This window comes from Pseudomonas sp. L-22-4S-12 (genome assembly GCF_009799935.1).
In the GTDB taxonomy this organism is placed as follows: Bacteria; Pseudomonadota; Gammaproteobacteria; order Pseudomonadales; family Pseudomonadaceae; genus Aquipseudomonas.
In genome coordinates, this window is sequence record NZ_WELL01000001.1 from 224,661 (window position 1) to 250,536 (window position 25,876).

The following is a 25,876-nucleotide window of genomic DNA, read 5'->3' on the forward strand; positions in this document are numbered from 1 at the left end:
AGCGGCCGATGAGGAAACCATGAGCAAGACCAACGAATCCATTCTGCAACGCCGTGCTGCCGCTGTTCCGCGCGGTGTAGGTCAAATCCACCCGATCGTCGCCGAGCGCGCCGAGAACGCCACCGTGTGGGACGTCGAAGGCCGCGAGTTCATCGACTTCGCCGGCGGTATCGCCGTGCTCAACACCGGCCACCTGCACCCGAAAGTGGTGGCCGCCGTACAGGAGCAGCTGACCAAGCTGTCGCACACCTGCTTCCAGGTGCTGGCCTACGAGCCCTACATCGAGCTCTGTGAAGAAATCGCCAAGCGTGTGCCGGGCAACTTCGCCAAGAAGACCCTGCTGGTCACCTCCGGCTCCGAAGCGGTCGAGAACGCCGTGAAGATCGCCCGCGCCGCCACCGGCCGTGCCGGCGTGATCGCCTTCACCGGCGCCTACCACGGCCGCACCATGATGACCCTGAGCCTGACCGGTAAAGTCGTGCCCTACTCCGCCGGCATGGGCCTGATGCCGGGCGGCGTGTTCCGCGCCCTGGCGCCGTGCGAACTGCACGGCATCAGCGAAGACGAGTCGATCGCCAGCATCGAGCGCATCTTCAAGAACGACGCGCAGCCGAGCGACGTGGCCGCCATCATCATCGAGCCGGTCCAGGGCGAAGGTGGTTTCTACGTCAACTCGCCGGCCTTCATGAAGCGCCTGCGCGCCCTGTGCGACCAGCACGGCATCCTGCTGATCGCCGACGAAGTACAGACCGGCGCCGGCCGTACCGGCACCTTCTTCGCCACCGAGCAGCTGGGCATCGTCCCGGACCTGACCACCTTCGCCAAATCGGTCGGCGGCGGTTTCCCGATCTCCGGCGTGTGCGGCAAGGCCGAAATCATGGACGCCATCGCTCCCGGCGGCCTGGGCGGCACCTATGCCGGCAGCCCGATCGCCTGCGCCGCGGCCCTGGCCGTGCTGAAAGTGTTCGACGAAGAGAAGCTGCTGGAGCGCAGCCAGGCCGTGGGCGAGAAGCTCAAGGCCGGCCTGCGTGAGATCGCCGCCAAGCACAAGGTGATCGGTGACGTGCGCGGCCTGGGTTCGATGGTCGCCATCGAACTGTTCGAGAACGGCGATCACGCCAAGCCGGCGGCCGAGCTGGTTGGCAAGATCGTCGCTCGTGCCCGCGACAAGGGCCTGATCCTGCTGTCCTGCGGCACCTACTACAACGTCATCCGCTTCCTGATGCCGGTCACCATCCCCGATGCCCAGCTGGAAAAGGGCATTGCCATCGTCGCCGAATGCTTCGACGAACTAGCGTAACTGCTCTGCCGAGGCTTCCGGTCCCGCTGGAAGCCTCACCGAATCCGCCTGAGGCTCACCAGGCCAGGCGTTTCTTCGAGACCCGCGCAAGCGGGTCTTTTTTTGCCTGCTTTCTGGCTTTAGTGAGGCGGATTCAGTCGCAAAAGCGAATCTCTTTCGCGGCTGAAGCCGCTCCTACGCATGTGCAGCGGGCTCCCGCGCTCCCGTAGGAGCGGCTTCAGCCGCGCACCTCCACTCAAGCGGCCAGGGCTTCCGCGACGAAGTCCAGGCGGTCCTGACCGAAGAACAGCTCGTTGCCGACGAACATGCTCGGCGCGCCGAACACGCCGCGCTTCACCGCTTCTTCGGTGGTGGCCTTGAGCTGGTCCTTGACCTCCTGCTCGCTCGTCAGCGCCAGCAGTTGCTGCGCATCGAAGCCGGCCTTGGCCAATACCGTACCGAGTACGGCAGGGTCGCCGAGGTTCAGCGCATCGCCCCACATGGCTTTGAAGATTGCGCTCAGATAGGCGTCGAAACGCTCCGGCATGCGCAGTTGCACGGCCACTGCACCGCGCATCAGGCCCAGAGTGTTGATCGGGAAGTGCGGGTTGAACTGCATCGGCACCTGGTAGCGGCGGGCGAAGCGCTGCAGGTCCTGGATCATGAAGCGGCCCTTGCTGGGGATGGTGATCGGCGAGGCGTTTTTCGTCGCCTGGAACACGCCACCGAGCAGCATGGGCTTGTACACCAGCTCGGCATCCGCCGCGGCACAGATCGCCGGTAGCTGGGTCCAGGCCAGGTAGGTGGTGGGGCTGCCGAAGTCGAAGTAGAACTCGACGGATTTGCTCATCAATGAATTCTCTCATGTGCTTGTTTTAACGAGTTTTCGCGCCCCAGCGAGCGGCGCTCAGGCTAGGCGGCGAAGTGGGGAGAACGCGCAGTTGGCTGCTGCCAATGAGCATTCCGCAGCGCTTCGCCAACAACGCCTGGGCGCCGCGCAGCGGGTCGATGCAGGTCACCACTTTTCCATCCAGGGGCGCAGATCCAGTTCGAAGGTCCAGGCATCGCGCGGCTGGGCATGCAGGAACCAGTAGCTGTCGGCGATATGCTCGGGGTTGAGGATGCCATCCTGCTCCTTCAGCGCGTAGCGCTCGGGGAAGCTGTCGCGGATGAAGGCGGTGTCGATGGCGCCATCCACCACCACATGGCCGACGTGGATGTTCAACGGGCCCAGCTCGCGCGCCATGCTCTGCGCCAGAGCGCGTACGCCGTGCTTGGCGCCGGCGAAGGCGGCGAAGTGCGAGGCGCCGCGCAGGCCGGCGGTGGCGCCGGTGAACAGGATGGTGCCGCAGCCGCGGGTGACCATGCGCCGCGCCACCGCCTGGGCGGTGAGGAAGGCGGAGAAGCAGGCCATTTCCCAGATCTTGAAGTACTTGCGCGCGGTCTCCTCGAGGATGCTGCACGGCACGTTGGCGCCGATGTTGAAGACGAAGGCCTCGATCGGACCGATGGTGCTCTCGATCTGCTCGACCAGCGCGGCGACCTCCTCCTCCTTGCGCGCATCCGAGGCGAAGCCATGGGCCTGGCCGCCGGCGGCGCGGATCTCATCGACCAGCGGCTGCAGTTTGTCGGCGCTGCGCCGGGTCACGCAGGCGATATAGCCTTCGCGGGCGAAGCGCTTGGCAATCGCCCCGCCGGTGGCGTCGCCGGCGCCGATCACCAGTACCACTTTGTTGTCGTTGTTCTGCGTGTTCATGGCTTTCATCCTTTACTAAACGATCGTTAGCTAAACGGACGTTATGCTACGCTCGCCCCCATCGTCAAGCAGGTTTAGCAGCGGAGACTCCCATGCGCTATTCGCCCGAGCACAAGGCCCAGACCCGCGAAAAGCTGTTGCACAGCAGCGGTGCCATCGCCAAGCAGGGCGGTTTTTCCGCAGCCGGCGTGGACAGCCTGATGAAGGCGATCGGCCTGACCGGCGGAGCCTTCTACAGTCACTTTCCGTCGAAGAACGACCTGTTCAGCGCCATCGTCGAGCGCGAGCTGAGCCACAGCGTGGCGCTGCTCGGTGACAGTGCTGAAGCCAGTCGCGCCAAACTGCAGCGCTGCCTGGAGCGCTACCTGAGCCTGGCCCACGTGCAGCATCCGGACAGTGGCTGCGCCATCCCCACCCTGGGTGCCGAGATCGCCCGCGCCGATATCCGCGTGCGCGAGCAGGCCGAGCACTGGTTGGTGCGCCTGCAGCAGGCCTGGGCCGAAGTGCTGGGCAGTGGCGAGCTGGCCTGGGCCATCCTCGCCCAGTGCGTCGGCGCGCTGGTGGTGGCGCGCATGCTGGCCACGGAGCCGCGCCAGGCCGAAGTGCTGGAGGCCAGCAAGGCGCTGCTCGCTGCGACAGTAGGTCGCGCCCCGCCCGGGCCGGAAAGTGACGAAACCCCGGCGGCGGCTATCGCCATCCAGACGTCGCAGGGATAACCTGTCGCGGCAATCAACAATCTGCGGATTGCCCCGCTCCTGCGGGCGAGCGGTAGCGCCCGTGCGCCGCTCGCCTGTCCTTATTCCGCCACTGTCGTTGAGGTTTCCATGACTGCCCCGGTTGCCGCTCCGGAGATCCTGATTGCCGAAGCGAACCCCTGGACAGCCGACCTGCTGGCCCAGTTGGTGCTGGATGTGCGCCGCGATGCCGTGGTCACCACGGTTGCCGATGGCCAGGCGGCCCTGGCCCGCTGCCGGCGCAAGCTGCCGGACCTGGTGATCGCCGATGGCGAACTGGCCGTCCTCGACGGCGTCGAACTGCTGCGCCAGGTGCGCCGCCATCCGCGCACCCCGGCGCTGCCGTTCATCCTGATCAGCCGGCATACCGATGCCCGCAGCGTGCGCGCCGCCCTGCCGCTGGCGCCCACCGCCTACCTGGCCAAACCGTTCAATGCCGAACTGCTGCGCCAGCGCCTGCAGGGCCTGCTGCAAGGCACGGGGCCGGCCCCGACCTACCCGCCGGCACTGCTGGTCAGCGACCTCAACCAATACCTCGATGACGTCCGCGAGGCCGGCCAGGGCGCGCCGCTGCTCGGCGACCTGCGCGACGCCGTGGCCCGCAGCCTGCAGGCCAGCGAGGCGAGCCTGGGCGAGCTGGAGCAGGAGTTCGCCCGCGACCCGCAGATCACCGCGCGCCTGATCGCCGCCGCCAACAGCGCGGCGGAACACCGCGGCGCCGCCAGCCAGACCCTGGCCCAGTCGCTGCACCGGCTAGGCGTGGCGCGCAGCCTGAACCTGGTGCTGGGCCTGGCCATCCAGCGCAACGCCCGCCTGCAGGACCCGCGCCTGAGCGAGCTGGCCGGGCACACCGGGCAACAGGCCCAGCACAGCGCCGAACTGGCCTTCTGGCTGGCCGGGCGCCTGGGCCTGGATGCCGAGCTGTGCTACACCGCCGGCCTGCTGCACAACATCGGCGAACTGGCCCTGCTGCGCAGCCTGCAGGACTGGCTGGATGCCGGCGGCGAACTGAGCAGCGAACAGATCGACAGCGCCCTGCGCCAGCGTGCCGCCAGCTATGGCTCGGCCCTGCGCATCCGCTGGCGCCTGCCCTTCGGCCTGCGCGAGCTGATCGCCGCGTACTACGGCCTGGGCAACGGGGTGTTCTCGCGCGAGGCGCTGGTCCTCAACCTCAGCGCCGAACTGCTCGCCCTGCCGGCCGACCAGGGGCCCGAACAGGCCGCCCAGTGCCGCGCGGCGAGCATGCTGCGGCTGCCCGCCGCACTGCTCGGGCAGGTGCCGGCGAGCCTGCTCAGGCGCGACTAGGCGCCAGCGCCGCTGCGCCGCATCCGCCAGAAGAACGCCATGGCCCGAACCGGGCAGCGAGTGCCAGCCGCCGGCACTTTTCTGCAGGCATGAAAAAACCCGCCAGAAGGCGGGTTTTTTCGTGGTCGCCGATCAATTACTTGATCTTGGCTTCCTTGTAGATCACGTGCTTGCGGATGGTCGGATCAAATTTCTTGATCTCGATCTTGTCCGGGGTGGTGCGCTTGTTCTTGTCGGTGGTGTAGAAGTGGCCGGTACCGGCGCTTGACACCAAACGGATCAGTTCACGCATGATTTGCTCCTTAGACCTTTTCGCCGCGAGCGCGCAGCTCGGACAGCACTACGTCAATGCCGCGCTTGTCGATGATACGCATGCCCTTGGCGGAAACGCGCAGACGCACGAAACGCTTCTCGGACTCGACCCAGAAGCGGTGATGCTGCAGGTTCGGCAGGAAACGACGACGGGTTTTGTTGTTTGCGTGGGAAATATTGTTCCCGGTTACCGGACCCTTACCGGTAACTTGACAGACTCTCGACATGCCTCAGCCCTCTAAACCACATGCCCAACCCGGCATGGGTTGGCCGCTTGAACTCAATAGTCATTTGGCGCTCAGCGCCACGTTTCTCGGGGGTCTTACCGCGCTTGTCTGCTTGCGCAGGAGGCGGGCCCCTAGAAAAGAGCGCTGCTTTATACCAGAACACCCTGGCACTCGCAAGGTTGAGCCTGTCTTTCCGGCCGCGGGGTGACCCGGGACGGCGCGCTCTGCGGCGGGTTTGCAGGGCCGCGCCGGCTTTACCGCTCGTCGCCGCTTGCCGATTGTCCCGCTCCGACCCTTGGTCTAGGGTAGACCCTTGCCGCCCCATTGTCCCACGGAGATCCCGCCCATGCGCCTTGCCGCCCTGCCCCTGCTGTTCGCCCCGCTGCTGAGCCAGGCCGCCGTGCTCAGCGTCTGCACCGAGGCCAGCCCGGATGGTTTCGACGTGGTGCAGTACAACGCGCTGACCACCACCAATGCCTCGGCCGACGTGCTGATGAACCGCCTGGTCGAATTCGATGCCACCAGCGGCCAGCTGCAGCCGAGCCTGGCCAGCAGCTGGACGGTATCGGCCGACGGTCTGGTGTGGGACTTCCAGCTGCGCCCCGGAGTGAAATTCCAGCGCACCGAGTGGTTCAGCCCGGGCCGCGAGCTGAACGCCGAGGACGTGCTGTTCAGCTTCCGGCGCATGCTCGAGCCCGCCCATCCCTGGCACAAGAGCGCGCCCGGCGGCTACCCGCACGCCCAGTCGATGCAGCTGCCGGCGCTGATCAAGCACGTCGAGGCGCCGACCCCGTTGCAGGTGCGCTTCACCCTCAACCAGGCGGACGCCACCTTTCTCGCCACCCTGAGCATGGGCTTCGCCTCCATCTACTCGGCCGAATATGCCGCGCAGCTGCTCCAGGCCGGCACGCCGGAGAAGCTCAACAGCGCGCCGGTCGGCACCGGTCCGTTCATCCTCAAGCGCTTCCAGAAGGATGCCGTGGTGCGCTACACGGCCAATCCGGACTACTTCGCCGGCAAGCCCGCGGTGGACGGCCTGATCTTCGCCATCACCCCGGACGCCAACGTGCGCCTGCAGAAGCTGCGCCGCGGCGAGTGCCAGATCGCCCTGTCGCCCAAACCGCTGGATGTGCAGGCGGCGCGCCAGGACCCGGCCCTGCGGATCAGCGAGACGCCGGCCTTCATGACCGCCTTCGTCGCCTTCAACAGCCAGCACCCGCCGCTGGACAAGCCGCAGGTGCGCCAGGCGATCAACCTGGCCTTCGACAAGGCCAGCTACCTCCAGGCGGTGTTCGAGGGCAGCGCCACGCCGGCCAGCGGCCCGTACCCGCCGACCACCTGGAGCTACGCCAAAGACCTGCCCGGCTACTCCCATGACCCGGCCAAGGCCAAGGCGCTGCTGGCCGAAGCCGGGCTGGCGGAGGGTTTCAGCACGACGCTCTGGACCCGCCCGTCGGGCAGCCTGCTCAACCCCAACCCCAGCCTCGGTGCGCAACTGCTGCAGGCCGACCTGGCCAAGGTCGGCATCCGCGCCGAGATCCGCGTGATCGAATGGGGCGAGCTGATCAAGCGCGCCAAGGCCGGCGAGCATGACCTGCTGTTCATGGGCTGGGCCGGCGACAATGGCGATCCGGACAACTTCCTCACCCCGCAGTTTTCCTGCGCCTCGCTGCAGTCCGGGCTGAACTTCGCCCGTTTCTGCGACCCGCAGCTGGACAAGCTGATCGCCGCCGGCAAGCTCAGCGCCGAGCAGACGGCGCGCAGCGGCCTGTACCAGCAGGCCCAGACGATCATCCAGGAACAGGCGCTGTGGCTGCCGCTGGCCCACCCGACCGCCTTCGCCCTGCTGCGCAGCAACGTGCAGGGCTATCGGGTCAACCCCTTCGGCCGCCAGGATTTTGCCAAGGTGCGGCTCGACTGAGCGCTACAGCCAGCCGTATTCGGCCAGGGACAACGGCTCGCCATCGCCGACGATGAAGTGGTCGAGCACGCGCACCTCGATCAGCGCCAGCGCTTCCTTGAGGCGCCCGGTGAGCATGCGATCGGCCTGGCTGGGCTCGGCCACCCCGGACGGATGGTTGTGCACCAGGATCGCCGCGGCCGCGTTGTGCGCCAGGGCCCGCTTGACCACCTGGCGCGGATAGACGCTGGCGCCGTCGATGCTGCCGTGGAACAGCGCCTCGAACTCGATCACCCGGTGCTTGGCATCGAGAAACAGGCAGCCGAATACCTCGTGGGGCTCGTGGCGCAGGCGCGCCTTGAGGTAGTCGCGCACCGCCTGCGGGCTTTCCAGCGCCGACTCGCGCTTGAGCCGCTCGGCCAGGTGGCGCCGGCCCATCTCCAGCACCGCCTGCAGCTGCGCATATTTGGCCGGGCCCAGGCCCAGGCGCCGGCTGAAGCAGGCCAAATCGGCCTCGAGCAGCGCGCGCAGGCTGCCGAAGTCCTGCAGCAGATGCCGGGCCAGGTCCACCGCGCTTTGCCCGGTGACCCCGGTGCGCAGGAAAATCGCCAGCAATTCGGCGTCGGTCAGGGCCGCCGCGCCCATCTCCAGAAGCTTCTCCCGCGGGCGTTCCGCCGCGGGCCAGTCGCGAATACTCATGACACCTCCCTGTCGAGCCGGCCCGCTGTTCCGGCGCGGGCCCTGTGCTATCTTAGCCCGGCTTTTTCGCGGCGTTTGCCTGGCAAATCGGCGGGCAGTAGCGACCTCGGCAGCACCGCGGCGCCCATCGCCGATGCCTGGCCCTGGGGAGGGAACGCCAACGCCGCCAGCACTCCACACAACCCTACTGATCAAGGCAGGCCTATGCAGCGGCTTTATCGGAAACGCATTGTCCTCGGCGTCGGCGGCGGCATTGCCGCCTACAAGAGTGCCGAACTGGTGCGTCGCCTGCGCGACCAGGGCGCCGAAGTTCGCGTGGTAATGACCCGCGGCGGGCGCGAATTCATCACCCCGCTGACCCTGCAGGCGCTATCCGGCCACCCGGTCAGCCTGGACCTGCTCGACCCGGCCGCCGAAGCCGCCATGGGCCATATCGAATTGGCCAAGTGGGCCGATCTGGTGCTGATCGCCCCGGCCACCGCCGACCTGATGGCGCGCCTGGCCCAGGGCGTGGCCGACGATCTGCTGACCACCCTGGTGCTGGCCACCGATGCCACCGTGGCCCTGGCCCCGGCGATGAACCAGGCCATGTGGCGCGACCCGGCCACCCAGGCCAATGCGCAACTGCTGGCAAGCCGCGGCCTGCGCCTGTTCGGCCCGGCCGCCGGCAGCCAGGCCTGCGGCGACGTCGGCCCCGGCCGCATGCTCGAAGCCGAAGAACTGGCCCAGCGCGCCGCCGACTGCTTCCAGCGCTACAGCCTGAGCGGCAAGCACGTGCTGATCACCGCCGGGCCGACCCAGGAAAACATCGACCCGGTGCGCTACATCACCAACCACAGCTCCGGCAAGATGGGCTTCGCCCTGGCCGAAGCCGCGGTCGAGGCCGGCGCCAGGGTCACCCTGATCAGCGGCCCGGTGCACCTGCCGACCCCGGACCGGGTCAGCCGCATCGACGTGATCAGCGCCCGCGACATGCTCGCCGCCTGCGAGGCCGCGATGCCCTGCGACCTGCTGATCGCCTCCGCGGCGGTCGCCGACTACCGCCCGGAAGTGGTCGCCGCGCACAAAATGAAGAAAGACCCCAGCACCGGCGACGGCCTGCTCCTGCAGCTGGTGCGCAACCCGGATATCCTCGCCACTCTCGCCGGCCGGGCAGACCGCCCGTTCAGCGTGGGCTTCGCGGCAGAAACCGAGAACCTGCTCGGCTATGCGGCGCGCAAGCTGCAGGACAAGAACCTCGACCTGATCGTCGCCAATGACGTGGCCAACCCCAGCATCGGCTTCAACAGCGAGGAAAACGCCATCACCATCATCGACCGCGAGCTGCAGGCGACCAGTTTCGCCCAGACCAGCAAGGGCAAGATCGCCCGCCAGCTGGTGAGCTTCATCGCCGAGCGCCTGACCCGCGCCTGATCCATTTCCGACCGTTCACAGGGCCCGCCATGCACGCTTTGCAAGCCAAGATTCTCGACCCGCGCCTGGGCAGCGACTTCCCCCTGCCGCAGTACGCCACCCCCGGCTCGGCCGGCCTCGACCTGCGCGCCATGCTGCAGCAGGACACCGTGCTGGAGCCCGGGCAGACCCTGCTGATCCCCAGCGGCCTGTCGATCTACATCGGCGACCCGGGCCTGGCCGCGCTGATCCTGCCGCGCTCGGGCCTGGGCCATAAGCACGGCATCGTGCTGGGCAACCTGGTCGGTCTGATCGACTCGGACTACCAGGGCGAGCTGATGGTGTCCTGCTGGAACCGCGGGCAGACCCCGTTCACCATCGCCGTGGGCGAACGCATCGCCCAGCTGGTGCTGGTGCCGGTGGTGCAGGCGCACTTCGAGCTGGTCGAACAGTTCGACGAAAGCCAGCGCGGCGCCGGCGGCTTCGGCCATTCCGGCAGCCACTGACCCGCCATACCCGGACGAACTGCTCAGGAGACACTGCGTGAAACTGTTCAAGCGCACTGCCAAGGATGACGCCAGCCCGATTCCGGTCAGCCCCGCGGCACCGGCACCAGGCACCAGCCGCCAGGCCCTGCTGCCGGGGGCGCTGGTCGCCCTCGGCGGGCTGCTGGCTGCCGCCCTGCTGCTCTGGCTCAGCCTGAACGGCAGCGACCGCCAGCAGCAACAGCAGCTGGTCCAGGCCTGGGGCAGCAGCCAGGCCAGCGCCCTGCAACACGCCCTGCAACAGCTGCAGGCCGACACCCAGGCCGTCGCCGGCAACCCGGCGCTGCTCGAAGCCCTGCGCAGCGGCGACCGCAGCCTGATCGCTGCCGCCGAGCGCAGCCAGCAGCACTGGCAGGGCGTGGTCGACGTGCACCTCAATGCCCCGGGCCGGGCCAGCCTGGATATCGGCCGCAACGGGCCGATGAACTTTGCCGCCCTGGACCTGCTGCGCCGCCTGGAAAATGGCCAGGTGCCGGCAGCCGAGGCCTACCGGATCGGCGAGCGCTGGCTGGTGTACAGCGCCGCGGCGCTGCGCAGCGCCGACCAGAGCCAGCTACAGGGCACCCTGCTGCTGGTGGTCGACCTCGAACGCCTGCTCAACAGCCTGCCCGCGCTGCCGGCTGGCATCGGCCAGATGCAGCTCAGCCAGCAGTTCGGCGACACCGCCGCCCAGCTGCTCAGCACCCGCGGCGAGCCGACCAGCGAAAGCGCCCAAACGTTCGCCAGCGGCAACCCGAACTGGACGCTCAGCTTCGCCCCGGGGCCGAACCTGCAGGCACCGGCACTGTCGCCCGTCCTGCTGGGCCTGGCCGCCCTGCTCGCCGCCGTCGGCGCCCTGTGCGGCCTGGCCCTGCTGCACAGCCAGCTGCAGAGTCGCCTGCGCAACGATGTGCGCCAGCTCGGGCAGATGCTCCAGGAGCTGTCCAATGGCAAGTCGGTCAAAGCCTTCAGCCTGAGCCTGACCGCCCTCGACGGCCTGGCCCAGACCCTGGCGCGCCTGCCGCGCCGCAAACAAGAAGCCTCGCCCGACGAGGCCGGCAGTCCACCCGCTACTGCCAAGGCGGAACTCGCGAACAGACCGGCCCGGCCGGCCGAATCGCCGTTCCAAGACACCGATATCCTCGATATCGACATTCTCGACGAAGACCAGGACCTCCTGGGATTGGAGCAAACATCAATGGACAGTGCCCAGCAAACCCCACCGAAGCTGCCCGCCAGCATCTTCCGCGCCTACGACATCCGCGGCGTGGTCGGCGACACCCTGACCACCGAGGCGGCCTACTGGATCGGCCGCGCCATCGGCTCCGAGAGCCTGGCCAAGGGCGAGCCCTGCGTGGCCGTCGGCCGTGATGGCCGCCTGTCCGGCCCGCAGCTGGTCCAGCAACTGATCCAGGGCCTGCTCGATTGCGGCTGCCAGGTCAGCGACGTCGGCATGGTGCCGACCCCCGCGCTGTACTTCGCCACCCACGTGCTCAAAGGCAAGTCCGGGGTCATGCTCACCGGCAGCCACAACCCGCCGGACTACAACGGCTTCAAGATCGTCATCGCCGGCGACACCCAGGCCAACGAGCAGATCCAGGCGCTGAAGGCGCGCATCGACAACAACGAGCTGGCCAGCGGCGTCGGCAGCGTCGAACAGGTCGACATTCTGGCGCCCTACTTCAAGCAGATCGTCGGCGACATCGCCATCGCCAAACCGCTCAAGGTGGTGGTCGACTGCGGCAACGGCGTGGCCGGGGTGATCGCCCCGCAACTGATCGAGGCCCTCGGCTGCACGGTGATCCCGCTGTTCTGCGAGGTCGACGGCAACTTCCCCAACCACCACCCGGACCCGGGCAAGCCGGAAAACCTGGTCGACCTGATCGCCCGGGTCAAGGCCGAGGGCGCCGACCTGGGCCTGGCCTTCGACGGCGACGGCGACCGCGTCGGCGTGGTGACCAACGCCGGCAACATGGTCTTCCCCGACCGCCTGATGATGCTGTTCGCCAAGGACGTGGTGTCGCGCAATCCCGGCGCCGACATCATCTATGACGTCAAGTGCACCCGGCGCCTGGGCGCCCTGATCAGCGGCTACGGTGGCCGTCCGGTGATGTGGAAGACCGGCCACTCGCTGATCAAGAAGAAGATGAAGGAAACCGGCGCCCTGCTGGCCGGCGAGATGAGCGGGCACATTTTCTTCAAGGAGCGCTGGTTCGGCTTCGACGACGGCATCTACAGCGCCGCGCGCCTGCTGGAGATCCTCAGCCAGGAGAAGCGCAACGCGGAGCAGGTATTCGCCGCTTTCCCGGCCGATATCTCGACCCCGGAAATCAATATCACCGTCACCGACGAGAACAAGTTCCAGCTCATCGACCAGCTGCAAAGCGACGGCGTCTGGGGCGAGGCCAACCTGACCACCCTCGACGGCGTGCGTGTCGACTATCCCAAGGGCTGGGGCCTGGTGCGCGCCTCCAACACCACGCCGGTGCTGGTGCTGCGCTTCGAAGCGGAGACCGATGCGGAACTGGAGCGGATCAAGGAAGTCTTCCGTGCCCAGCTCTACACCGTCGCCCCCGACCTCAACCTGCCGTTCTGATCCAACCTGGAGCCCATTGCGCCATGATCCTCAACCGTGATGCCGCCACCCAAGTCGCCAAGGTCCTGTCCGAAGCGCTGCCCTATATCCGTCGCTTCGTCGGCAAGACCCTGGTGATCAAGTACGGCGGCAACGCCATGGAAAGCGAGGAGCTGAAAGAAGGCTTCGCCCGCGACATCGTGCTGATGAAGGCGGTCGGCATCAACCCGGTGGTGGTGCATGGCGGCGGCCCGCAGATCGGCGATCTGCTCAAGCGCCTGAGCATTGAAAGCCACTTCATCGATGGCATGCGCGTCACCGACACCGCCACCATGGACGTGGTGGAGATGGTCCTCGGCGGCCAGGTCAACAAGAGCATCGTCAACCTGATCAACCAGCACGGCGGCAGCGCCATCGGCCTGACCGGCAAGGACGCCGGCCTGATCCGCGCCAAGAAACTGCAGGTCACCCGGCAGACCCCGGAGATGACCCAGCCGGAGATCATCGACATCGGTCATGTCGGCGAAGTCACCGCCGTCAACACCGACCTGCTGAACATGCTGGTGCAGGGCGATTTCATCCCGGTGATCGCGCCGATCGGCGTGGGTGAAGGCGGCGAGTCCTACAACATCAACGCCGACCTGGTCGCCGGCAAGGTCGCCGAGGCCCTGAAGGCCGAGAAGCTGATGCTGCTGACCAATATCGCCGGGCTGCTGGACAAGCAGGGCGAGGTGTTGACCGGGCTCTCCACCGAGCAGGTCGATGCACTGATCGCCGACGGCACCATCTACGGCGGCATGCTGCCGAAGATCCGCTGCGCCCTGGAAGCCGTGCAAGGCGGCGTGACCAGCGCGCACATCATCGACGGCCGGGTACCCAATGCGGTGCTGCTGGAAATCTTCACCGACAGCGGTGTCGGCACGCTGATCAGCAATAGCAAGTAAGCGAGCGGACTGACGGCCCGGCAGGCTCGTACCTGCCAGGCCGGCACTCAGCGCTGGCGCAACTCCAGCAGACGCGCCCGATCCGCGGCAAAGGCCGCTTCCTCGGCGACCCGCCCCTCGCGGTAGCGCTGGATGTCCTTCTCCACCCCAGCCTGCTCGGTCTTCAGATTCTCGATCTGCACCAGCAGATGCTCGGGCACCGCGCGTCCGGCCCGCTCGTGCTCGGCGGCCTTGGCCTGCAGATTGGCCTGCTGGGTACGCAGGGATTGCAGGTTGCCCTGCGCCACGCCGATCACCCCGTCCAGCTCGGCCAGCTTGCGATCACGCGCGCGGTCGACATCACCGACTTCGGAGTAGATGCGCAGCAGCTGGGCATCGGATTTGGCCTTGGCCTTCTCCTCGGCCAGGCGCTTGCGCTCCTCGGCGTTCGGCGCCGGCGGCACCACGCGAACCACCCGGCCCTGCTCGTTGAGCACCTCATAGCCCTTGGCCACAGACTCGGGCGGCACGCCGAGGCGATTGATCACGGTCAGACCGCGCTCATCGACATAGCGGTACATCTCCGCAGCCCCGGCCAGGATCGGCATCCCCAGGGCCAGGAACAACGTACAACGCAGCGCAACCGGTTTGAGCATGAACAGAACACCCTGTGCTGGTAATGGGGAACGCTAGATGCCGTACTGTGCGCGATACGCCTCGACCGCCGGCAGGTGCTGCTTCAGCTCGGCATCGCCGGCCAGATAATCCAGTACCTGCTCCAGCGAGACAATGCTGACCACCGGCATGCCATAGTCGCGTTCGACCTCCTGGATCGCCGACAGCTCGCCCTGGCCGCGCTCCTGGCGGTTCAGCGCGATCAGCACGCCGGCCGCCTGGGCGCCCTGGGCCTGGATGATCTGCATCACTTCGCGGATCGCGGTACCGGCGGTGATCACGTCATCGACGATCATCACCCGGCCGCTGAGCGGCGCGCCGACCAGGGTGCCACCCTCGCCGTGATCCTTGGCTTCCTTGCGGTTGAAGCACCAGGGCAGGTCGCGCTGATGCTGCTCGGCCAGGGCCACCGCGGTCGCCGCCGCCAGCGGGATACCCTTGTAGGCCGGGCCGAACAGCACATCGAAGTCGATGCCGCTGTCGACCAGCGCGGACGCATAGAAGCGCCCCAGCTTGGCCAGGGCCAGGCCGCTGTTGAACAGCCCGGCATTGAAGAAATAGGGGCTGGTGCGCCCGGACTTGAGGGTGAACTCACCGAAACGCAGCACGCCGCGTTCGATGGCAAAACGGATGAATTCGCGCTGGTACGCCTGCATGAAAAGCCCCGAACGGCACGGTTGTAGCTATGAATTTGGCTAATTAGGAATGAGCTCAGGTATCATACACGCAGGTGTTTTTGGGGGCTATTTATGCGGATCATCAGTGTCAACGTGAATGGCATTCAGGGGGCGGTCGAGCGCGGCTTGCTCAGCTGGCTGCAGGCCCAGAATGCCGACGTGATCTGCCTGCAAGACACCCGCGCCTCCTCCGTCGAACTGGACGATCCGGCCTTCCAGCTGGATGGTTACTTCCTCTACGCCGCCGATGGCGAGATTCCCGAGCAGGGCGGTGTCGCGCTGTATTCCCGCCTGCAACCGAAGGCGGTGATTCACGGCCTCGGTTTCGAGATGGCGGATCGTTACGGGCGCTACCTGCAGGCGGACTTCGACAAGGTCAGCATCGCCACCGTGCTACTGCCTTCGGGCCAGGGTGGCGACGAGAGCCTCAACCAGAAGTTCAAGTTCATCGACGACTTCACCGGCTACCTGGACAAGCAACGGCGCAAGCGCCGCGAGTACATCTACTGCGGCTCGCTGTACGTGGCCCACCAGAAGCTCGACGTGAAGAACTGGCGCGACTGCCAGCAGATCCCCGGCTTCCTCGCCCCCGAGCGGGCCTGGCTGGACGAGGTGATCGGCACCATGGGCTACGTCGATGCGCTGCGCGAAGTCAGCCGCGAAGGCGACCAGTTCAGCTGGTGGCCGGACAACGAGCAGGCGGAAATGCTCAACCTCGGCTATCGCTTCGACTACCAGCTGCTCACCCCCGGCATGCGCCGCACCGTGCGCAGCGCCAAGCTGCCGCGCCAGCCGCGCTTCTCCCAGCACGCGCCGCTGATCGTCGACTACGACTGGCTGCTTAGCGTCTAAGCAGCCAGCTCCACGCTCTAGCCGGCGGCTCCGCCGCGCAATGCACCCCAGGCCTTGCCGGCCGCACCGACCACGCCCAGCACCAGCGCCCCCACCAGCACCCCGAACAGGGCATCGACCAGGGTCGGCGCCAGCACGGCCAGCACGCCACCCGCGCCCGGCACAGTGCCGACGGCCTCGACCCAGTGCTGGATCAGCTCATGGGCGCCGGGAATGCCATGGGTGAGGATGCCGCCGCCGACCATGAACATCGCCGCCGTACCGACCACCGACAGCGCCTTCATCAACCAGGGCGCCAGCCACAGGATGCCGCGCCCGAAGGCTTGCAGCACCGCACTGGCGCGCCGGCTGAGGTAGAGCCCGGCATCGTCCAGCTTGACGATGCCGGCGACCAGGCCATAGACGCCCACGGTCATCAGCAGGGCGATGCCGGACAGCACCGTGACCTGCTGCAGGAACGGCTGGCTGGCCACCACGCCGAGGGTGATGGCGATGATTTCCGCCGACAGCACGAAGTCGGTGCGCACCGCGCCCTTGATCTTGTCCTTCTCGAAGGCCTGCATGTCCACCGCCGGATCGACCAGCGCCTGCACATGCGCGGCATGCTGGCCGCTGTCCTCGGCCTGGCTGTGAAGGAACTTGTGCGCCAGCTTTTCGAAGCCCTCGAAACACAGGAAGGCGCCGCCGAGCATCAGCAGCGGCGTCACCGCCCAGGGCGCGAAGGCGCTGATCAGCAGCGCGGCCGGCACCAGGATCAGCTTGTTGATCAGCGAGCCGCGGGCCACTGCCCAGACCACCGGCAACTCGCGGTCGGCCTTGACCCCGGTGACCTGCTGGGCGTTCAACGCCAGGTCGTCGCCGAGCACGCCAGCGGTCTTCTTCGCCGCCACCTTGGTCATCACCGAGACATCGTCCAGCACGCTGGCGATGTCATCGAGCAGGGCTAACAGATTGGCTCCAGCCACGTCAGGTTTCCTTACTTAACAGGGGATGAAACAACCGGCCCCGGGCGGAGCCGGCAGAATGGGGGTCACTTGATCAGGCGCAGGCACAGCGGATAGCGGTAGGCCTGGCCTTCGTTGGCCTTGATCCCGGCGATGATGGTCAGCACCAGCGCGGTCACGCCGACCAGCAGCATCAGCGGGAAGCCGATCAGCACCCAGGCCAGCGCGCCGCAGACCATCATGGCGATGCTGTAGGTGATCTGGAAGTTCAGCGCCTCGCGGCCCTGCTGATCGACGAAGGGATCCAGGTCTTTCTTCAGCTGCCAGACCACCAGGGGGCCGATGACATTGCCGATCATCGGCGCAAGGACCCAGAAGAAGGCCGCGTAGTGGCACAGCATCGCCCATTGACGGGCCTCCGCGCTCGGCGTGGGCACCAGGTTCTGCTCGTCCATGCTCATCCTCCGCGTCGTCGTGCCGACTCAGTCGGCCAGGGCCGCCAGCTGCAGCTCGAACAGCTCGCGCATGCCCTGCTGGGCCAGGGCGAGCATGGCGTTCAGCTCTTCCGGCTGGAAAGGTGCACCTTCGGCGGTGCCCTGCACCTCGATGAAGCCACCGGCGCTGGTCATCACCACGTTGAGATCGGTTTCGGCGGCGGAGTCTTCCGGGTAGTCCAGATCGAGCACCGGCTCGCCCTGGTACATGCCCACGGAGACCGCGGCGACCATCTGCTTGAGCGGCTCGCCCTTCAGCGCGCCGCGCTTTTTCAGCAGTTTCAGGGCATCGACCAGGGCCACCATGGCGCCGGTGATGGACGCGGTACGGGTACCGCCGTCGGCCTGGATCACGTCGCAGTCGATGTAGATGGTGTTCTCGCCCAGCTTGCTCATGTCCAGCGCGGCACGCAGCGAGCGGCCGATCAGGCGCTGGATTTCCAGGGTACGCCCGCCCTGCTTGCCGCGGCTGGCCTCGCGCGCGTTGCGCTCGCCGGTGGCGCGCGGCAGCATGCCGTATTCGGCGGTCAGCCAGCCCTGACCCTGGCCCTTGAGGAAACGCGGCACGCCGGACTCGACGCTGGCGGTGCAGATGACCTTGGTATCGCCGAACTCGACCAGTACCGAACCCTCGGCATGCTTGGTGTAGTTGCGGGTAATGCGTACGGAGCGCAACTGGGAGGGGGCACGGCCACTGGGACGTTTCATCTGCGTATACCTGATAAGGAGCGGGAATCTGCCGGCATTATAGGGCGCCCACCGGCCATGCGACATGCCCGATTGGGCCGGCGGTCGCTCTGCGTTACAATCCCGCGCCCCAGTTTCCGATCCGAGAGGTTTTCCCATGGTGCACAGCATGACCGCCTTCGCCCGCGTCGAAGGGGCCGGCGCCCACGGCACCCTGAGCTGGGAACTGCGCTCGGTCAACCACCGCTACCTGGAACCCCACCTGCGCCTGCCGGATGCCTTCCGCGACCTCGAAGGCGCGGTGCGCGAGGCCCTGCGCCAGGGTCTGTCGCGCGGCAAGGTGGAATGCACCCTGCGCGTCGCCGAGGAAAACACCGGCAAGCCCCTGCAGGTCGACAGCCAGCGCGCCCGCCAGCTGATCAGCGCCGCCGAGGAAGTGGCCGCCCTGATCCAGCAGCCGGCGCCGCTCAATCCCCTGGAAGTGCTGGCCTGGCCCGGCGTGCTGGTGGCCGACGCGGCCGACCCGCAGGCATTGAATGCCGCCGCCCTCGACCTGTTCAACCAGGCCCTGGCCGAGCTGAAGAACGGCCGTGGCCGCGAAGGTGCCGAATTGGCCAAGCTGCTCAACGAGCGCCTGGATGGCATCGGCGCGGAAGTCACCGCGTTGCGCGCACTGGTGCCGGAGATGCTGGCCAACCAGCGGCAGAAGATCGAGGCGCGCTTCGCCGAGATGCGCGCCGAGCTGGACCCGCAGCGCCTGGAGCAGGAGCTGGTGCTGCTGGCGCAGAAGAGCGACGTGGCCGAAGAACTGGATCGCCTGAGCACCCACGTGGCCGAAGTGCGCCGCGTGCTCAAGGCCGGTGGCGCCGCCGGCCGGCGCCTGGACTTCCTCATGCAGGAACTCAACCGCGAGGCCAATACCCTCGGCTCCAAGGCCTTCGACCCGCGCAGCACCCAGGCCGCGGTCAATTTGAAAGTCCTGATCGAGCAGATGCGCGAACAGGTCCAGAACATCGAGTAAGCCCCTGCTAGGCTACGAACAACGTTTTCAGGATGCATCCATGACCGTCACCACCGGCACCCTCTACATCGTTTCCGCGCCCTCCGGCGCCGGCAAGACCAGCCTGGTCAAGGCGCTGATCGACAGCGAGGCGCAGATCCGCGTCTCCGTCTCGCACACCACCCGCGCCATGCGCCCGGGCGAAGTGGACGGGGTCAACTACCACTTCGTCAGCCGCGAAAAGTTCGTCGCCATGCTCGAGCACAGCGACTTCCTCGAGCATGCCCAGGTCTTCGACAACCTCTACGGCACCTCGCAGAAGTGGGTCGAGCAGACCCTCGCCGAAGGCTACGACCTGATTCTCGAGATCGACTGGCAGGGCGCCCAGCAGGTGCGCCGGCTGATGCCCCAGGCCAAATCCATCTTCATCCTGCCGCCCACGCAAGAGGCCTTGCGCCATCGCCTGACCAACCGCGGCCAGGACAGCGGCGAGATCATCGAGCGGCGCATGCACGAGGCGGTCAGCGAGATGAGCCACTACGTCGAGTACGACTACATCCTGATCAACGACGATTTCGCCCACGCCCTGACCGACCTAAAGGCGATCTTCCGCGCCAATCAGCTGCTCCAGCACGTGCAGCAGCAGCGCCACGCCGGCCTGCTCAGCGAACTGCTGGTCTGAGCGGGGAAATCAGTGCTTCCCTTAATGCTGGTGATTTTTTAGACTATTCAGTCCGCTCGCCCATCCGGGCCCAGCTCTTTATCTGCATTTGCTACGAGGAACACCATGGCCCGCGTTACCGTTGAAGATTGCCTGGACAACGTCGATAACCGCTTCGAGCTGGTCATGCTCGCCACCAAGCGCTCGCGTCAGCTGGCCACCGGCGGCAAAGAGCCGAAAGTGGCGTGGGAAAACGACAAGCCGACCGTAGTCGCCCTGCGCGAAATCGCCGCCGGCCTGGTCGACTATGACGTGATCGCCCAGGACGACCTGGTCGAGGAAGAGCCGTTCTTCGCCCCCCTCGAGGACGAGGCCAACGAGCCTCTGTAAGGCCATGGGTCGAAGTCGCGCGACTCGCAGTCAGCCAGTGCGGCAGGGGGTGCCACCTTGCCGAGCATAGACACACTCGCCGAACGCCTTTCGACCTACCTCGGCCCGGACCAGGTCAACCTGGTCCGCCGCGCCTACTTCTACGCCGAGCAGGCCCACGACGGCCAGCGCCGCCGCAGCGGCGAAGCCTACGTCACCCACCCGCTCGCCGTCGCCAGCATCCTCGCCGACATGCACATGGACCATCAGAGCCTGATGGCGGCCATGCTGCACGACGTGATCGAGGACACCGGCATCGCCAAGGAAGCCCTCACCTCGCAGTTCGGCGAGACGGTGTCCGAACTGGTCGACGGGGTCAGCAAGCTGACCCAGATGAATTTCGAGACCAAGGCCGAGGCCCAGGCCGAGAACTTCCAGAAGATGGCCATGGCCATGGCCCGCGATATCCGCGTGATCCTGGTCAAGCTGGCCGACCGCCTGCACAACATGCGCACCCTGGAAGTGCTGGCTGGCGAGAAGCGCCGGCGCATCGCCAAGGAAACCCTGGAAATCTACGCACCCATCGCCAACCGCCTGGGCATGCACAGCATGCGCGTGGAATTCGAGGACCTCGGCTTCAAGGCCATGTACCCGATGCGCTCCGAGCGCATCCGCACGGCGGTCAGGCGCGCCCGCGGCAACCGCAAGGAAATCGTCAACAAGATCGAGGAATCGATCACCGCCTGCCTGCAGCGCGAAGGCATGCAGGGCGAGGTGATCGGCCGCGAGAAGCACCTGTACAGCATCTACAAGAAGATGCGCGGCAAGCGCCGGGCGTTCAACGAGATCATGGACGTCTACGCCTTCCGCATCGTGGTCGACAAGGTCGACACCTGCTACCGCGTGCTCGGCGCCGTGCACAACCTGTACAAGCCCCTGCCCGGCCGCTTCAAGGACTACATCGCGATCCCCAAGGCCAACGGCTACCAGTCGCTGCACACCACCCTGTTCGGCATGCACGGCGTGCCGATCGAGATCCAGATCCGCACCCGCGAGATGGAAGAGCTGGCCAACAACGGCATCGCCGCCCACTGGCTGTACAAGTCCGCCGAGGACGAGCAACCCAAGGGCAGCCATGCCCGCGCACGGCAGTGGGTCAAGGGCATCCTCGAACTGCAGCAGCGCGCCGGCAATTCGCTGGAATTCATCGAGAGCGTGAAGATCGACCTGTTCCCGGACGAGGTCTACGTGTTCACGCCCAAGGGCCGCATCATGGAGCTGCCGAAAGGCTCCACCGCGGTCGACTTCGCCTACGCGGTGCACACCGACGTCGGCAACAGCTGCATCGCCTGCCGCATCAACCGCCGCCTGGCGCCGCTGTCGCAGGCCCTGGAAAGCGGCTCGACGGTGGAAATCGTCACCGCCCCCGGCGCCCGGCCTAACCCGGCCTGGCTCAACTTCGTGGTCACCGGCAAGGCACGCACCCATATCCGCCATGCGCTCAAGCTGCAGCGCCGCTCGGAGTCGATCAACCTCGGCGAGCGCCTGCTGAACAAGGTGCTCACCGGCTTCGCCAGCCACCTCGACAAGGTGCCGGCCGAGCGGGTGCAGGCGGTGCTCGGCGAATACCGCCTGGAAGTCATCGAGGACCTGCTGGAAGACATCGGCCTGGGCAACCGCATGGCCTACGTGGTGGCGCGGCGCCTGCTCAGCGAGAGCGGCGACCAGCTGCCGAGCGCCGAAGGCCCGCTGGCCATCCGCGGCACCGAAGGCCTGGTACTGAGCTATGCCAAGTGCTGTACGCCGATCCCCGGCGACCCGATCGTCGGCCACCTGTCGGCCGGCAAGGGCATGGTGGTGCACCTGGACAGCTGCAAGAACATCAGCGAGATCCGCCACAACCCGGAAAAATGCATCCAGCTCAACTGGGCCAAGGATGTCACCGGCGAATTCAATGTCGAACTGCGTGTCGAGCTGGAACACCAGCGCGGCCTGATCGCCCTGCTGGCCAGCAGCGTGAACGCCGCCGACGGCAACATCGAGAAGATCAGCATGGACGAGCGCGATGGCCGCATCAGCGTGGTCCAGCTGGTGGTCAGCGTGCACGACCGCGTGCACCTGGCCCGCGTGATCAAGAAACTGCGTGCCTTGACCGGCGTGATCCGCATCACCCGCATGCGCGCCTGACCCCTTTGTGCCGCAGCCAACAGGCTGCGCAACCCCCTCAATAACAAGGAACTCACCATGAGCAAGAGCGTCATCAGCAGCGACAAGGCCCCGGCCGCCATCGGCACCTACTCCCAGGCGATCAAGGCCGGCAACACCGTGTACCTGTCGGGCCAGATCCCGCTGGACCCGGCAACCATGGAACTGGTGCAGGGCTTCGAGGAACAGACCGTGCAGGTGTTCGAGAACCTCAAGGCCGTGATCGAAGCCGCCGGCGGCAGCTTCAAGGACCTGGTCAAGCTGAACATCTTCCTCACCGACCTCAGCCACTTCGCCAAGGTCAACGAAGTCATGGGCCGCTACTTCGAGCAGCCCTACCCGGCGCGCGCCGCCATCGGCGTGGCGGCCCTGCCGCGCGGCGCCCTGGTGGAAATGGACGGCATCCTGGTCCTCGACTGATCCATCCGGCCGGAGGCCTCCCGCCATGCGTCGACTGCTCGCCTTCGCCCTGTGCTGCGGCCTGCTCAGCGGCTGTGCCGGCCCCGGCAGCCCGGACGGCATCTGGATCAACCAGCCGCTGATCGAGGCGGCCCGCGAAGGCGGGCCGCTGCGCGAGGCACTGCTGGCCTACGGACCGAACCTGGAATGGCAGATCGACAGCCAGCGCGGCCTGGCCACCTACAGCAACGGCTTCGAACTGGCTGAAGGCCGGCTGACGGCGCAGCAGTCCGGCCAGTGGCGGGTCGACTACCACGGCGACATCCACGAGCAGCTCAGCCTGCACGACGACGAGCTGGTCCAGCAGGCCAACAGCAACGGCCCCGAGCAACGCTTCAGCAAGCCGCGGCAGCCCGCCGCGGCCGACGCGCCGCCGGGCAGCAGCTTCGAGGCGGCGCTGTACGACGCCTACCTGGGCGGCACCTGGAAGATCCGCGAAGGCCTCGGCCAGGGAGGCCTGGTGCTGTTCCACGCCGACGGCCGCATCGAGGGCCTGCCGGGCGCCGAACGCTATGCCCTGTGCCTGGCCGGCGACTGCGCCTCGATGAGCGGCGAGCACGACAGCCTGTGGCTGCAACTCGGCCAACAGGGCCGCTCGTGGATCTTCCAGCGCGACGGCGAACAGCTGCGCATCCTCGAGGCCCTCAACCGCGCCCAGCTGGACGAAGTGCCCGAGCTGCATCCCGGACGCCAGGCCTGGCTGCTGGAACGCGACTGATCCGCCGCACTCCAACGGTTTTCCCTGTGGAGTTTCCCCCATGCGCCTGATTTTGCTGTGCTGCCTGCTCCTCAGCCTGAGCGCCCAGGCCGAACAACGCCACTACGACAGCAGCGGGCGCTACCTGGGGCGCACCGATGACGACGGGCGCGCCTATGACAGCAGCGGCCGCTACAGCGGACGCACCGACGAAGACGGCCGGCGCTATGACGCCAGCGGCCGCTACAACGGGCGCCAGGACCGCAACGGACGGATCTATGACAGCGCCGGGCGCTACCAGGGCCGCGAAGACGACGATGGCCGGCGCTACGACGACAGCGGTCGCTACAGCGGCCGCAGCGACGACTGATCGGCGGCCAGCAGCGCCGCGTAGCCCTCGCGATAGCTCGGGTAGTGCGGCGCCCAGCCGAGCGCCCGCGCCCGCGCATTGCTGCAGCGCTTGCTGCCGGAGCGGCGCACCGCGGACTCCTCGGCCCAGTGGCTGACGCCCAGCTGCTCGCGCAACCAGCCGACCACTTCGTGCAGCGGCGCCGGCTCGTCGTCCACGCCGATATAGCAGTCGGCCAGCGCCACGCCCCGGGCGTCGGCCTGCAGCAGGAAGGCCAGCAACCCGGCGGCATCGTCGGCATGGATGCGATTGCCGTACAGCGGCGGCTCGCTGGCCGCGCGATAGCCCTGGCGCACCTGGTTGAGCAGCCAGGTGCGCCCCGGGCCGTAGATGCCGGTCAGGCGCACCGCGGTCGCCGGCAGCCCGCTGTGCAGCGCCAGCTGTTCGGCCTCGCGCATGATCCGGGCGGAGTAGCCGGGCGCCTCGGCCGGGGAATCCTCGTCGATCCATTCGCCGCCCTGCTGGCCGTACACGCCGCTGCTGGAGACGAACAGCAGGCGCCGCGGGCACTGGCCCGCCGCGGCCAGCCAGGCCAGCACATGGCGCAGGCCATCGACATAGGCGGCGCGATACCCTGCCTCGTCGTGCTGGGCCGGCGTCGCGCAGTACACCAGGTAGTCCAGCGGCCCCTGCGGCCAGGCCGCCGGCGGGCTGTCGGCCTGCAGGTCGCCGGGCACCGGCAGCACGGCGGCCGGCAGGCGTGCGACATCGCGCCGCAAACCGTAAACCGTCCAGTCGGCCACAATAAGCCGTTGGGCCAGGCGGCCACCGACATCGCCGCAACCGGCGATCAGCAGAGAGGGGGAGGCAGGCATGCTCAACTCCACGAAACAGGGCGCCCAGCCTAGCGCCAGGGGCTCCGGCGGCCAAGCGCCGGGAGATGTAAATGCGAATTACTCTTTTGTTAACAAGAATTACTTGCAATAATGCCGGCACTTTTGCTCCACCGCGCCCCTGCGCCGGTGGCCGCCAACGCTCTTTTTCTTCTTCAGGTCCGGCCAGCATGAACCCATTCAGCCAACCCGCCCACTCCATCGCCGCCACCGCGCAAGTGCAGCTGCGCCGGCTCGCCCTGGCCCTGTTCGGCCTGCTGCTGCCGGTTGTCGGCTACGCCGAAGAAGTGCCCGCCGCGCCGGCGCCGGCCGTGCAGCAGAGCGCTCCGGCACCCACCGCCGGCACCGGTCAGCCCGACCTCACCGCCGCGGTCCCGGCCGCCAGCGCAGACCCCAGGCTGAACGCCCTGCGCGAGAAGCTCGCCGCCCTCGGCGAGCAGGCCAGCGCCGAGCAGATCGGCGCGGTGCAGCAGCAATTCATGCAGGACCAGGGCATCGCCGAGGCCGACGCGCAGCAGCTGGTCGCCGCCCTGCAGGCGCTGGACGCCCTGGGCCAGCAGCCGGCCGCCGCCGAGGAAGGCGTCCACGACCTGTCGCCCTGGGGCATGTACCAGAACGCCGACGTGGTGGTGAAGGCGGTGATGATCGGCCTGATGCTGGCCTCGGTGCTGACCTGGACCATCTGGATCGCCAAGAGCCTCGAGCTGGTCAGCGCCCGCCGCCGCCTGCAGCGCGAACTGCTCGATCTGAAGAGTGCGCGCAACCTCAACCAGGCCGCCGAGCAGGCCCGCGCCAAGCACAGCTTCAGCGCCCTGCTGATCGACGACGCCCGCGAGGAGCTGAAGCTCTCCGCCGGCAGCAAGGAAAAGGACGGCATCAAGGAGCGGGTCAGCTTCCGCCTGGAGCGCCTGGTCGCCGCCTGCGGCCGCGAGATGAGCAAGGGCACCGGCGTGCTCGCCACCATCGGCTCCACCGCGCCCTTCGTCGGCCTGTTCGGCACCGTGTGGGGCATCATGAACAGCTTCATCGGCATCGCCAAATCGCAGACCACCAACCTCGCCGTGGTCGCCCCGGGCATCGCCGAAGCCCTGCTGGCCACCGCCCTGGGCCTGGTCGCGGCAATTCCCGCGGTGATCATCTACAACGTCTTCGCCCGCTCCATCGCCAGCTACAAGGCGCAGGTCGCCGATGCCTCGGCCCAGGTGCTGCTGCTGGTCAGCCGCGACCTCGACCTGCCGGCCGTGTCCGAGCGCAGCGCGCAACCGCACATGGTCAAGGCGGTCTGAGC

Annotated in this window: 28 protein-coding genes; 17 read left to right on the top strand and 11 right to left on the bottom strand. The window is 67.3% G+C overall.

The genetic code is table 11. The annotated features are described in order from the left end of the window. The first annotated feature begins 19 nt into the window (after positions 1–19). Positions 20–1,300: a 4-aminobutyrate--2-oxoglutarate transaminase gene (gene gabT / locus F3I16_RS01055; RefSeq protein WP_160491940.1), complete on the top strand. Its 1,281-nt coding sequence runs from the start codon at positions 20–22 to the stop codon at positions 1,298–1,300. 235 nt (positions 1,301–1,535) lie between these two features. On the opposite strand, the gene F3I16_RS01060 is transcribed toward gabT, so the two are convergent. Together F3I16_RS01060 and F3I16_RS01065 are read right to left on the bottom strand one after the other, a co-directional pair. Further along, a complete protein-coding gene (locus F3I16_RS01060; protein ID WP_160491941.1) occupies positions 1,536–2,129 on the bottom strand; it encodes a 2-hydroxychromene-2-carboxylate isomerase in 594 nt (197 codons plus the stop codon). 165 nt (positions 2,130–2,294) lie between these two features. Then, complete coding sequence (locus F3I16_RS01065) at positions 2,295–3,035, bottom strand: SDR family oxidoreductase (protein ID WP_160491942.1); 741 nt, start codon at positions 3,033–3,035, stop codon at positions 2,295–2,297. A gap of 92 nt (positions 3,036–3,127) precedes the next feature. On the opposite strand from F3I16_RS01065, the gene F3I16_RS01070 reads away from it, so the two are divergent. Further along, positions 3,128–3,751, top strand: coding sequence for a TetR/AcrR family transcriptional regulator (locus F3I16_RS01070; protein WP_160491943.1), 624 nt, complete (start codon positions 3,128–3,130; stop codon positions 3,749–3,751). Positions 3,752–3,859: 108 nt separating this feature from the next. Then, the gene (locus tag F3I16_RS01075; RefSeq protein WP_160491944.1) at positions 3,860–5,074 is read left to right on the top strand and encodes an HDOD domain-containing protein; all 1,215 of its coding nucleotides are present in this window, start codon (positions 3,860–3,862) and stop codon (positions 5,072–5,074) included. A 136-nt stretch (positions 5,075–5,210) separates the two neighbouring features. Here the strand turns inward: F3I16_RS01075 and rpmG are convergent, their stop codons facing one another. Both rpmG and rpmB read right to left on the bottom strand, forming a co-directional pair. Further along, complete coding sequence (rpmG, locus tag F3I16_RS01080; protein WP_160077807.1) at positions 5,211–5,366, bottom strand: 50S ribosomal protein L33; 156 nt, start codon at positions 5,364–5,366, stop codon at positions 5,211–5,213. A 10-nt stretch (positions 5,367–5,376) separates the two neighbouring features. Further along, positions 5,377–5,613: a 50S ribosomal protein L28 gene (gene rpmB / locus F3I16_RS01085; RefSeq protein WP_039806568.1), complete on the bottom strand. Its 237-nt coding sequence runs from the start codon at positions 5,611–5,613 to the stop codon at positions 5,377–5,379. A gap of 346 nt (positions 5,614–5,959) precedes the next feature. Between rpmB and F3I16_RS01090 the strand changes: the two genes are divergently transcribed. Continuing rightward, positions 5,960–7,534, top strand: coding sequence for an ABC transporter substrate-binding protein (locus F3I16_RS01090; RefSeq protein ID WP_160491945.1), 1,575 nt, complete (start codon positions 5,960–5,962; stop codon positions 7,532–7,534). A 3-nt stretch (positions 7,535–7,537) separates the two neighbouring features. Here F3I16_RS01090 and radC read toward each other — a convergent pair whose 3' ends face one another. Then, a complete protein-coding gene (gene radC, locus F3I16_RS01095) occupies positions 7,538–8,212 on the bottom strand; it encodes a DNA repair protein RadC (RefSeq protein ID WP_160491946.1) in 675 nt (224 codons plus the stop codon). A 204-nt stretch (positions 8,213–8,416) separates the two neighbouring features. Between radC and coaBC the strand changes: the two genes are divergently transcribed. From coaBC to argB, 4 genes are all read left to right on the top strand, one after another. After that, complete coding sequence (gene coaBC / locus F3I16_RS01100) at positions 8,417–9,625, top strand: bifunctional phosphopantothenoylcysteine decarboxylase/phosphopantothenate--cysteine ligase CoaBC (RefSeq protein WP_160491947.1); 1,209 nt, start codon at positions 8,417–8,419, stop codon at positions 9,623–9,625. Between the two features lie 29 nt (positions 9,626–9,654). Continuing rightward, on the top strand, positions 9,655–10,110 hold the full coding sequence (dut, locus tag F3I16_RS01105) for a dUTP diphosphatase (protein ID WP_160488203.1): 456 nt from the start codon (positions 9,655–9,657) through the stop codon (positions 10,108–10,110). Positions 10,111–11,326: 1,216 nt separating this feature from the next. Beyond that, entirely contained in the window at positions 11,327–12,724 is a 1,398-nt protein-coding gene (gene algC / locus F3I16_RS21040; RefSeq protein ID WP_218573124.1) for a phosphomannomutase/phosphoglucomutase, read from the top strand. A gap of 23 nt (positions 12,725–12,747) precedes the next feature. Continuing rightward, the gene (gene argB, locus F3I16_RS01115) at positions 12,748–13,647 is read left to right on the top strand and encodes an acetylglutamate kinase (RefSeq protein WP_160491949.1); all 900 of its coding nucleotides are present in this window, start codon (positions 12,748–12,750) and stop codon (positions 13,645–13,647) included. Between the two features lie 47 nt (positions 13,648–13,694). Here argB and F3I16_RS01120 read toward each other — a convergent pair whose 3' ends face one another. Together F3I16_RS01120 and pyrE are read right to left on the bottom strand one after the other, a co-directional pair. Next, complete coding sequence (locus F3I16_RS01120; protein ID WP_160491950.1) at positions 13,695–14,282, bottom strand: DUF4124 domain-containing protein; 588 nt, start codon at positions 14,280–14,282, stop codon at positions 13,695–13,697. Between the two features lie 33 nt (positions 14,283–14,315). Further along, a complete protein-coding gene (gene pyrE, locus F3I16_RS01125; RefSeq protein WP_160491951.1) occupies positions 14,316–14,957 on the bottom strand; it encodes an orotate phosphoribosyltransferase in 642 nt (213 codons plus the stop codon). 93 nt (positions 14,958–15,050) lie between these two features. Between pyrE and F3I16_RS01130 the strand changes: the two genes are divergently transcribed. Continuing rightward, positions 15,051–15,830 carry an exodeoxyribonuclease III gene (locus F3I16_RS01130; protein WP_160491952.1) on the top strand — a complete coding sequence of 260 codons (780 nt, stop codon included), beginning with the start codon at positions 15,051–15,053 and terminating at the stop codon, positions 15,828–15,830. A gap of 17 nt (positions 15,831–15,847) precedes the next feature. Here F3I16_RS01130 and F3I16_RS01135 read toward each other — a convergent pair whose 3' ends face one another. The 3 genes from F3I16_RS01135 to rph form a co-directional block, all read right to left on the bottom strand. Further along, complete coding sequence (locus F3I16_RS01135) at positions 15,848–16,795, bottom strand: DUF808 domain-containing protein (protein ID WP_160491953.1); 948 nt, start codon at positions 16,793–16,795, stop codon at positions 15,848–15,850. A gap of 65 nt (positions 16,796–16,860) precedes the next feature. Continuing rightward, positions 16,861–17,229 carry a DUF4870 domain-containing protein gene (locus tag F3I16_RS01140; protein WP_160491954.1) on the bottom strand — a complete coding sequence of 123 codons (369 nt, stop codon included), beginning with the start codon at positions 17,227–17,229 and terminating at the stop codon, positions 16,861–16,863. Between the two features lie 27 nt (positions 17,230–17,256). Further along, complete coding sequence (gene rph / locus F3I16_RS01145; protein WP_160491955.1) at positions 17,257–17,976, bottom strand: ribonuclease PH; 720 nt, start codon at positions 17,974–17,976, stop codon at positions 17,257–17,259. 136 nt (positions 17,977–18,112) lie between these two features. Between rph and F3I16_RS01150 the strand changes: the two genes are divergently transcribed. The 7 genes from F3I16_RS01150 (at position 18,113) to F3I16_RS01180 (ending at position 23,716) form a co-directional block, all read left to right on the top strand. Continuing rightward, positions 18,113–18,976, top strand: a complete 864-nt coding sequence (locus F3I16_RS01150; protein WP_160491956.1) for a YicC/YloC family endoribonuclease — start codon at positions 18,113–18,115, stop codon at positions 18,974–18,976. 40 nt (positions 18,977–19,016) lie between these two features. Then, complete coding sequence (gene gmk / locus F3I16_RS01155; RefSeq protein WP_160491957.1) at positions 19,017–19,637, top strand: guanylate kinase; 621 nt, start codon at positions 19,017–19,019, stop codon at positions 19,635–19,637. Between the two features lie 105 nt (positions 19,638–19,742). Next, a complete protein-coding gene (gene rpoZ / locus F3I16_RS01160; RefSeq protein ID WP_160077779.1) occupies positions 19,743–20,006 on the top strand; it encodes a DNA-directed RNA polymerase subunit omega in 264 nt (87 codons plus the stop codon). A 57-nt stretch (positions 20,007–20,063) separates the two neighbouring features. Beyond that, positions 20,064–22,172: a bifunctional GTP diphosphokinase/guanosine-3',5'-bis pyrophosphate 3'-pyrophosphohydrolase gene (gene spoT / locus F3I16_RS01165; protein WP_160491958.1), complete on the top strand. Its 2,109-nt coding sequence runs from the start codon at positions 20,064–20,066 to the stop codon at positions 22,170–22,172. Positions 22,173–22,229: 57 nt separating this feature from the next. Next, a complete protein-coding gene (locus F3I16_RS01170; RefSeq protein WP_160491959.1) occupies positions 22,230–22,610 on the top strand; it encodes a RidA family protein in 381 nt (126 codons plus the stop codon). 25 nt (positions 22,611–22,635) lie between these two features. Continuing rightward, positions 22,636–23,367 (top strand): hypothetical protein, encoded by a 732-nt coding sequence (locus F3I16_RS01175; RefSeq protein ID WP_160491960.1) that lies wholly within the window; start codon positions 22,636–22,638, stop codon positions 23,365–23,367. 40 nt (positions 23,368–23,407) lie between these two features. Beyond that, positions 23,408–23,716: a type IV secretion protein Rhs gene (locus F3I16_RS01180; protein ID WP_160491961.1), complete on the top strand. Its 309-nt coding sequence runs from the start codon at positions 23,408–23,410 to the stop codon at positions 23,714–23,716. Here the strand turns inward: F3I16_RS01180 and F3I16_RS01185 are convergent. Then, on the bottom strand, positions 23,692–24,570 hold the full coding sequence (locus F3I16_RS01185; protein WP_160491962.1) for an NAD-dependent epimerase/dehydratase family protein: 879 nt from the start codon (positions 24,568–24,570) through the stop codon (positions 23,692–23,694). The two genes, F3I16_RS01180 and F3I16_RS01185, sit on opposite strands and share 25 nt — an antisense overlap. A gap of 188 nt (positions 24,571–24,758) precedes the next feature. Between F3I16_RS01185 and exbB the strand changes: the two genes are divergently transcribed. Then, entirely contained in the window at positions 24,759–25,874 is a 1,116-nt protein-coding gene (gene exbB / locus F3I16_RS01190) for a tonB-system energizer ExbB (RefSeq protein ID WP_160491963.1), read from the top strand. The last annotated feature ends 2 nt before the right edge of the window (positions 25,875–25,876 follow it).